Here is a 9,450-nt window from a genome sequence, read left to right as displayed (position 1 = left end):
CTTTCATAACTCAATTCTACCGCTCGTAATTTAAATGAAGCATCGTAATGATTTTTTATTCCTTTCATAATTGTAAGATAAGTATTATATACCTTTTCTTACTCTGGAACTTTCGTTAGGATATCCATGATGGATGGGGAAAGAAAATTTACAGAAAAAGAAGAAAAGTTTCTTCAAATCTATGATCATAAAAATGGAAATAAAGCGAATATGAATCCTAGTCGATTTGTTGTTCTTGAAAATGACAAACGGCATCATTTTCCAAATTTTGCTGAAACTGTAAAATTTATAGAAAAAATAGATTTTTCTAATTCTAAAACTTATGTTGTTCAGGATCGTCAAAATGATTTGCAATTAAATATTAATAAGCTGATTGATAAGCACAAATTATTAGCCGATTTATATGCCAAAGAACTTACTCAAAAAACAGATTTAAGCTCCGGAATGACCAAAACACAGATAGATGAAAAACAAGCCTATCATTTCCGGAATTATGAAATTGAAGCTAAAAGGCTAGGAATAGAAATAACTCCATTTATTGAAATTGGTAAAACCAAATTGGACATCCAAAATAAAGCTTCAGAAATAGTAAATATTTTGAATAATAGTAAAAAAACACTGATGCTTGATGCTTCTACTCCTGGTATTGCAGGATCAATTACAGAGATTGATTCGCCTGAAAGTCTTGTAAAGAATTTGGAGAGACATTTTATTCCGGAAGGTTACAATAAATCAATTTCTATAAGACCATATGGAGAACATTCAATGCCTCCAATTTTTCATACAACTGACGAAGGTTTGAAAAACGAATTCGTTTCTAGTTTAAAAGAAATTCTTAATGGTAGAAATTTATCGGCTATTCGACCTGATATTTCTCATGAGTTCTCTAAAGATCAGATACAAGAACTATCAACGAAATTACAAACTCATTATGATAAAAATGAAATTCCTGGGTATAATTTCAATGAAAACGTTACAAAAAACATCCTTCCAGCTGCAATAGAAATTGCAAAAATGGATGAAGGATTAAAGAATACAGTTCTCAGTTATATACAAACTTTTCCACCTTATTATCCACAACAGGCAGATTTTAGGGATGACAGTTATGACAGAGGGGAAAGTGATTATCAAAAAAGTTTATTTGAATACAATAACGTTACCGAGCCTGAATACTCAAGTAAGCTAAATTCTTTATCAAGAACTCTTGAAGCCTCTAATATTAATGTTTCAAATCTGCCAGAGATGGAGAGTCAATTTGAGGCACATTATTTCTCGGAATTAGTTGATGAGTTAAAGAGAAATTTTTCCAAAGAAATATCAGAAATAAACATTCAAAATTTATATAACAATAAAACCCCAGAAATTATGGAAAAAGAATTCGACCAGTTAGAATATTTGAAAGCGCAATTCAGATATTTAGGTTTCGGAGGCGGAGAACAACTCCACAAAGATTTAGAAAAAGGCGTCAATTCCAAGAAACAGCAATTTGAAATTAAAACCACATCCGACAAAACATTGCCCGGAAACAAGGTTGATTTTACCTTGAAATTCAACAAAACTGAAAAAGGTGGCGTTTTTCTGAACTCTTACGATGCAAACCTGACCAACGAAAAGGGAGAATCCGTTTCCCAGAATTTCAGAGTAAGTAAGGAAAACTCGTATACAGCAAAAGAAGCGATCAATCTTTTAGAGGGACGTTCTGTAAAAATTGAGTTCGATAATCCCAAATCGAAAGAAAGAGAGCCAGCTTTTGTAAAGCTGAACTTTGGAGAGGAAAAGAACCAATGGGGCAACTACAATTTTCAGATTTTCTACAAAAAATATGGTGTAGATGCTGCCGACATTGTAGAAAAATCCAATTTGGTTTTTGATAAGCCGGAATTCAAAGCAGACACCATTAAATCTTTGGAAAAAGGAAATATCGTCAAGGTAAAATTTGAAATGGATGACCAAGTTGTTGAAGGAAAAGCGGTTTTGAATCCTCAAAACAGAAATTTGAAACTCTATGATTCTGATATGAATCGAATCAATACCAACAAACCATTGGAGGGATTGGAACAAGACAACAAGCACGAAAAAAACAATGTGAAAGAACAAAGCATTAAACGCTAAAATACTACCTGACCCATATCTGAAAGCGGTAGGTCTTGTTGATTTACCGCTTTTTTAAATCCATCTAAAATGAATAAAAATTTAATACTCCCATTTTTTGTTTTGTTTTTTTTCTTGATTTCCTGCCACAAAGAAATCAAGGCAGAAAAAGGCGGAATCGACCTTATATCCAATGTGTATTTTGATGCTTCCAAAGGTTTAAACAAAATGCAGACTTTCCACGTTTCCAAAATCAATTATCAAAATGATTCGATCATTGAATTGGTTCCCGATTTGGAGTTTCCGGAAATGACAATGACCACCTATTTCATCAAAGATTCAGTTTTTTATGCTTTGGAAAATGATAATGCTTCAGCAGTTTTATCAGAAATACAAAAAAAGCAAAAACCGATTTCTGTTTATAGCAAAACTTCCGGAGCAGTCTTCACGAAAGACCCGATTCTCAATTACAGGAACCGCCGGAAATTAAGCGATACCGTCCTTTTTAAAAAGAACTACAAGCGTTTTGAAATCAATTCACCTTGGAATTATACCCGATATTACATTTATCCGACTGACACTATTCTGCCTTATTCCTTTTACAAAGAAGTTGATGAAAATTATCATGGAAGAATTGAAAGAATAGATTCTTACGATAAAGAGAAAGATATTTTCGTATCCATGCAGCTGATTCCACGAAAAAACTGGGATTCGGAAGCCGAAGAACTATTCAGATTCAACCGCTTTATTGAAAGCAGGAAAAAGAAGTAACCGTATGAATTTTCCGAAACAAGAAGCCACAGCAGTTGCGGAGAATCAATCCTCTGCAAGAATCATCAGTCAGATAAGCCCCAACAGATATAAGCTCACAGAATATTTTGAAGAAAAAGGGATTTCAAAAAATCTCATTCATCAGAATACCTCCCAGGTTTATTACGAATATTCAGGGAAAAAATATCTCGGCATCGCCATACCCACTCATTCCGGAGGATTTGAAATTCTGTATCCGCAGAATCATAATTCAATCGGCAAATCCGGTATTTCTGAGATCAAAGGAAGCAAAAACGAAATGGTCGTTTTTGAAAATGCGTTGGACACCCTGTCTTTTCTCCGGCTTTTGGAAATGGAGAACAGGAAGAACAGCAGAACCTTAATCACACTGAATTCTACGGAAAATACGGATTTTCTTTTTGAACGGTATAAAAATTTTGATGGAAAAATAATGCTGTGCCTGAACGGAAATTCCACAGGAAATACCACAACCCAAAAGATTTCGGATTTTTTTGAGGGCAGGAATATTCGGGATGTCCGTTCATTTTACGGCATTTCAGAATCAGGAAACAGCAGTTTGCATCATTATTTGAGAAACAAGCTCAGCAATGAGCAGAAAATCACTAATTTTAGCACATTAAATAGTTCAAAAGATGAAAACACTGCAATTAAATCCGGAACAGTTCCCGAAACTCAGCAAGTGGAATCCGGAACATCTCGACAAAACGCTGGAAAGTCTTTCGAGGAAAGCCAATCCGTCCAAGACCGAAATAACACTTCAAGACAAGGAGTGGGCAGCGACGATGCTGGAAATGGACTTGCAGGCACAGAACGGAGCCATGTGGGAGGAGGACAACCAGGAAGATCCGCAATTAGCCCACAACAAAATCATGTTCGAAAAAATGAAGAAGGAGAATATTCCCTGGGAGGAATATTAGATCTGGCGACAGGAATACAGGAATTAGATGCTCTTATTTTACAATACAAAGGGCAAAAGCTTACCAATGAACAGGTTGCGGAAGTAGTTTCCGCAGCCTGCTTTGTTTCTGATGATCAAAAAATCCTGCTCAAGGAAAACCTGAGTATTACGGATGATTTAAAGAACATCTGCAACCAGTACAAATCCGGAGGAACAGATAAGAAAGGTCGTGGAATACTCGATGAATATTACACCGATTCCAAAATTGTCGATGCTGTTCAGAATCTCATCAGAAACGAATTTAAAGGGCAACATCACATCAGCGTTTTGGAACCGAGCATCGGAACAGGAAATTTTGTTTACGCTGCAAAAGGTCTTGATATAAAAAGTGATATTTCCGCCTTTGAAATCAACGAAACTACGGCAAAAATTGCCAAAATCTTTCATCCTGAAGTAAGCATCAACCTTCGTTCCTTTGAAACCGAATTTATCGGGGAAACAGGAATTAAAACCAATCCCGAAGAATTTAAAAATAAGTACGACCTTATCATCGGCAATCCGCCTTATGGTGACCACAGAGGCTATTACAAAGGATTAGGAGAAGAACCCAATATTTCCAAATATGAAGATTATTTCATAAAACGCAGTCTGGATGTTCTGAAGGACGGCGGAACTCTGGCAATGGTTCTTCCTTCTGCATGGCTGAACAGGCAGAAAAAATTAAACGGTGCCGAGATAACCAATGCGTTCAGGCTGCCTTCGGGAGTTTTTGCCGGGACTAAAATCGGTACCGATATCATTATTCTTAAGAAAAATACCCATAAACAAGCTCAGGATATTTCCGGATATTTTACCCAAAATAAGGACAGAGTTTTGGGCGAAATAAAAGAAAGAAGCAACCAGTTCGGAAGAATGGAAGCTTATGTTTCCGGAAACCTTGATGATGCCCTGATTCAAATTGAAAAAATCCAATCTCAAAAAAATACCGAAAGAATCGGAAATCTCTTTGAAGATCTTTTTGCTGATAACGGCACCAATAAGGAAGCTAAAGAAGCTTCGACTTCAGGCAGGACAGCAAAAAAAATACAGACCGCTATTTTGGATAAAAGGCAGGAAAGAAAAGCGTTGCTTACCAATGCTCAGAATAAAGTAATTGAAGTCCTCCAAACGCTCAATGATATTAAATTCAAATCTCCGGCAGTCAGTGCTGAAATCCGAAAATATGAAAAGTTAAAAACAAATGTCGACACTCTTTCCCCTGACCAGCTGAATAAGCTTTTTCAGAATGCAGAAAAAATACTGGAAAGAAATTCTGCAAAAAATGAAGAGTACAAAGTTCAGAATAAACCTGATATAAAACCAAGTATTCTCAAATACCAATTCAAAAAAGAAGATGCCATTGTCCCTACATCTTTGCAGAACAGCCCTGATATTTCACAGGAACTCATTGATGCTTTCAGAGATACCGATTATGACGGAACGCTGAATAATTACGGTAAACACTACAAATTTGCCAATTATATTGACGGACAATGGATTCACGATTTTTATTACGCTGAAGGAAATATTTACAAAAAATTAGAACAGCTTGAAATTGATTTTTCTGATAAATATGCTGTCGGAGGAACTAAAGACCAATATGAAAAACAGAAAGCATTATTGGAAAAAGTGCTTCCTAAAGCCAAAACATTAGATGAGATCATTATCAGTCCGAATCATGAGTTTGTGCATCAATTTCATCTGGGAACTGTTGAGAAGATGCGATATAATGCGGCTTTAAGGCAACAAGAAGCGTTCATTGAAAGTTACAGTCTTGCTGATAAATTCAAGGACTTTATCCTCGAGCTTCCTTCTGAAGCCTTTGCAGGTTCATCTTCATGGGAAGTCCGCCAGTTTGTCGATAATGAAACCGTTACCGGAAGCGACAAGGAGAGAAATGCCCTGATTCGGGAAAGGAGAAAAGAAGCCGCTAACGATTTATTCGGCAAATTTCTTCGGGAAGAATTGCAGGAAGATTTAAAGAAGCGTTTTGTAAAAGATTTCAACCGGAATTACAATAGTATTTACGTCCCCAATTATTCCCAATTTCCTTTGTTTTCAAAAATTCACCAAAATTTCAAAGGAAAGGAGCTGCGTTTAACAGAAGTTCAGAAAGGAGGAATCGGAAGAATGACCACAAAAGGTGTTGGATTATTGGCACACGAGGTCGGATTCGGGAAAACCCTTTCGGGAATTCTCTCGATGCATGAAGCAATGGAACGGGAAAATGCTGCAAGACCACTCATAGTTGTTCCGAACAATAGTATTCTCAAACAATGGGTGGATACGATTTTTGAAACCATTCCGGATGCGAAAGTAAACGTTTTAGGAAATCTCGGCAGAGATTACGATTTGTCAAAATTCGATAATAAGGACGGTGAAATTACGCTCGTTACTTATGAGGGTTTCAATAATATCGGATTCTCAAAGGAAATTACGGAAAGACTGGCTTCCAGATTTAATTATATCTCTGCAAGCGAGCTCAAAGGGATAACAAATTCCGAAAGGGATTTTCAGAAAGAACTGGAAAAAGATAAAGAGGTGCAGGGAAAGATGAAACGTGGAAAAATCTATGACTGGGAAGATTTCGGATTCGACCATATGACTTTTGATGAAGCTCACAATGCCAATCACATCATTGGAAAAGTAAGAATCGAAGACCGTCGTTTCGCTTCCGATTTCCGGAGCCAGAACCAGCAGACTTCCAAGCTCGGAATCAATACATGGATGGCGGCACAATACATTCAGGAGCAGAATGACGGAAGAAATGTTTCTCTTCTTTCTGCAACTCCTTTTACCAACAAACCTTTGGAGTATTATTCCATTCTTTCACTGATTGCCAATAACCGTCTTGAAGACTCCGGCTATTTCAATGTCAATACGTTCTTTGAAACCTTTATGGAAGCGGATAATGATATGGAAATTGACGCCAAAGGCGATGTGAAATTCAAAACCAATGTCCGCAGGTTTAAAAACAATTCTCTTTTTCAGCAGTTGTTATCGGAATTTATTGATGTTAAAGGCGAAGAAGACAATCAGGAACTGATTCGTCCAAACAAACTCAATAAGGAATATAAAATTGAGCAGAATGACCTTACCGAAGAGCAATACGATATATTGGCGAAAAATTTTGACGGTGGTCAAAAAGGAGCAATTCTAACCCACATTTTAAATGCAAGAAAAATTGCCATATCTCCATACCTGTCACCTTATTATGATGGTGAAATCCCTACGGTAAAAGAGTTTGTTGAAAATTCTCCGAAATTAAATGAGACAATGAATTTAATCCGGCAGAACAAAAAAGATATTCCAGAATCGGGACAGCTCATTTATTCTGAGCTGGCAGTAGAAGAATTTCCAAAGCTCAAAGAATACCTTATACAGGAATTGGGCTACAAACCCGAGGAAATTGGAATCATTACCGGAGCAACAAGCAAAGCAAACCGTCTGAAAATCCAGGATAATTTCAATTCGGGAAAAATAAAAATTGTCATAGGCAGCGAAGCCATTCAGGAAGGAATGAATCTTCAGGAAAATACCTCAGATTTATATTTACTGACTTTGCCGTATAATTTCACATCATTAAGACAAGTAGAAGGAAGATTTTGGAGGCAGGGAAACAAGCACGAAAATATCAGAGCAAACTTTATGCTGACCAATGACAGCATTGATGTTTTTATGCTTCAGAAACTGCAAGCTAAACAGGCGAGATATTTGGAAGCTATGAAGAAAGGCGCAGATGTAATCGACGTTTCGGACATTAATACGCAGGAACTGAAAACTGCCATTATCACCAATCCCGAAACCAGAGCCAATATTGAGATTGAGCTAATGAAAAAGCGGATTGAGAGCGAAAAGAATAAATTTCTTGCAGATAGTGCTTTTGTGTTGAGAAAGTATGAGGATTATAAAAAGGGAAAAATCACGAGGTCGGAACTGGCAGCAAAAGGGGTAAATGTCATAGAAATAGAAAAGCAAACTGAAATCACCGAAGCCAAGATCAAAGAGCTGGACTTACAGATAGAAAACCTGTCAGAGCTAAGAAAAGAATTAATCGCTCAATACAGATTAGAGAAAGAAGAATCCCTGAAAATCGCTAAAAACCGGGATTATGTAAAAGAAAGAGAAACGGATAATTCTGAATTATTTATACCTAAAGAACCTTATGCTGTTTTAAACAATAATCCCTTGATGGAAAAAGAAAATATTTTGAACGAACAATTTGAAATATTTTCAGGAAGAAAAAGGTGAAACTAAATCCCATTTTTATTCTATCATTCTGCCTTTGTAAGTAGACACAGGCATTTCCAAAAGTCACAATTCATATAAAAGAACCTAAAACAACTTGTATGTTATAGGAAAACTATCAGATCCCAATGTAATTTTTATTAAGAGTAATTATATAAGTTATACGAAAATAGTGTAAAATATTCACAGAAATTTTAGTTAAGAATTAAGAACAACACACATGATGGGAGTATTGCGGTGGATTCTGAAATAATGAAAAATTGTTATATATCAAAAATACTATATGCTGTAAAATATGATACCTACAGATAATATGTAATAAAAGGATTAAAATTTGTGTTTTTAATTACAAAAAAAAGTGGGAAGAAGTAACCCTTTCCACTTTTCCCTTATTGTTCTTACCAGGAAAAACAATCTATTCTGAAAGAGCCTCAATTACCAGTTGAGAGGCAAGGAAACTGCTGTGTTGCTGTTGTGCGGTAATCAATAACCCATCTCTTACAGCAAAAGGTTCTAATGCTCCGGCAACTTCAAAATTGGTGTTTGGATTTTTTCGTGCTTCGGTTTCGATAGTATAATCGTTTACTGTCATCCCGAACATTTCGTTAATCATATCTTCTTCGCTGTCTGCAAATCCCGTCCAGGTTTTTCCGTCGGCCAAAAGTTCTCCGTTGTTCAATCGTGTCCATAGCAATAAGGACGTGCCGTGGCAGATTAAACAAGTTACTTTACCCGCTTCATAAAAGTCTGCAATAAGCTGATGCAGTTTTGTGTCATCTTTGAAGGTAATCAATGGAGCTCCGCCACCGGCTACACAAACAGCATCGTAATCGTTTACATTGACATCACTGATTGCGATGGTATTTTGCATCCACCTCCCAAATTCTTTATGGTGTACAAAACCGATGCTGATCAAATCGTTGGGATAAGCTCCTTCGGGATTTTCGGGGTTGCTGTGTCCGTCAAACACAACTTTTCCGCCTTGGGGAGAAGCCACATCAACATCGTATCCTGCGTGGATGAAATCGAAAAATGGGCGTGTCATTTCTTCGGCAAAAAAACCGACTTCCATTCCGTGAAGTGGTGCGGCATTAGATACCAGACAAAGTACTCTTTTCTTTGGATAGGTATGCTGTGCTGATTTTCTGATTACATTATTTTGGCTGCTCATTTTTTAGAAATATTTTGTTGTTAAAAAAGAAAAAGGGAAATGGGTAAACAACCATTTCCCTTTATAAACTATCGGGTTGTATAACTGTAATCTTCCCTAAAAAACGGAACGTTTAAAAATATAGTTTATTAACTTAGGGATAATTATGAAACAAAGCAATTTTACAGAAGTTCAGATCGTCAAGATCTTATCAAAACAAAATCAAGGCAAA

At 36.5% G+C, this 9,450-nt stretch carries 4 protein-coding genes; 3 read left to right on the top strand and 1 reads right to left on the bottom strand.

What is annotated here, in order from left to right:
- The first annotated feature begins 129 nt into the window (after nt 1-129).
- The 3 genes from G0Q09_RS15080 (at nt 130) to G0Q09_RS14345 (ending at nt 8,071) form a co-directional block, all read left to right on the top strand.
- The gene (locus G0Q09_RS15080) at nt 130-2,112 is read left to right on the top strand and encodes a hypothetical protein (protein WP_257468285.1); all 1,983 of its coding nucleotides are present in this window, start codon (nt 130-132) and stop codon (nt 2,110-2,112) included.
- 69 nt (nt 2,113-2,181) lie between these two features.
- On the top strand, nt 2,182-2,862 hold the full coding sequence (locus G0Q09_RS14350) for a hypothetical protein (protein ID WP_219035390.1): 681 nt from the start codon (nt 2,182-2,184) through the stop codon (nt 2,860-2,862).
- Between the two features lie 4 nt (nt 2,863-2,866).
- Complete coding sequence (locus G0Q09_RS14345; RefSeq protein ID WP_219035391.1) at nt 2,867-8,071, top strand: Eco57I restriction-modification methylase domain-containing protein; 5,205 nt, start codon at nt 2,867-2,869, stop codon at nt 8,069-8,071.
- A 412-nt stretch (nt 8,072-8,483) separates the two neighbouring features.
- Here the strand turns inward: G0Q09_RS14345 and G0Q09_RS14340 are convergent, their stop codons facing one another.
- On the bottom strand, nt 8,484-9,239 hold the full coding sequence (locus G0Q09_RS14340) for a type 1 glutamine amidotransferase domain-containing protein (RefSeq protein ID WP_219035389.1): 756 nt from the start codon (nt 9,237-9,239) through the stop codon (nt 8,484-8,486).
- Nucleotides 9,240-9,450: the final 211 nt, after the last annotated feature.

The sequence above is a fragment of the Empedobacter falsenii genome, assembly GCF_019308355.1.
GTDB lineage: Bacteria > Bacteroidota > Bacteroidia > Flavobacteriales > Weeksellaceae > Empedobacter > Empedobacter falsenii_B.
The sequence above is the reverse complement of the archived record's forward strand: the minus strand, read 5'-3'. Positions and strand labels throughout refer to the sequence as shown.

Bases quoted from the DNA above. Each gene is read 5' to 3' on its own strand.
- G0Q09_RS15080 (WP_257468285.1), top strand. From the start codon at position 130: ATGGATGGGGAAAGAAAATTTACAGAAAAAGAAGAAAAGTTTCTTCAA.
- G0Q09_RS14350 (WP_219035390.1), top strand. From the start codon at position 2,182: ATGAATAAAAATTTAATACTCCCATTTTTTGTTTTGTTTTTTTTCTTG.
- G0Q09_RS14345 (WP_219035391.1), top strand. From the start codon at position 2,867: ATGAATTTTCCGAAACAAGAAGCCACAGCAGTTGCGGAGAATCAATCC.
- G0Q09_RS14340 (WP_219035389.1), bottom strand. From the start codon at position 9,239: ATGAGCAGCCAAAATAATGTAATCAGAAAATCAGCACAGCATACCTAT.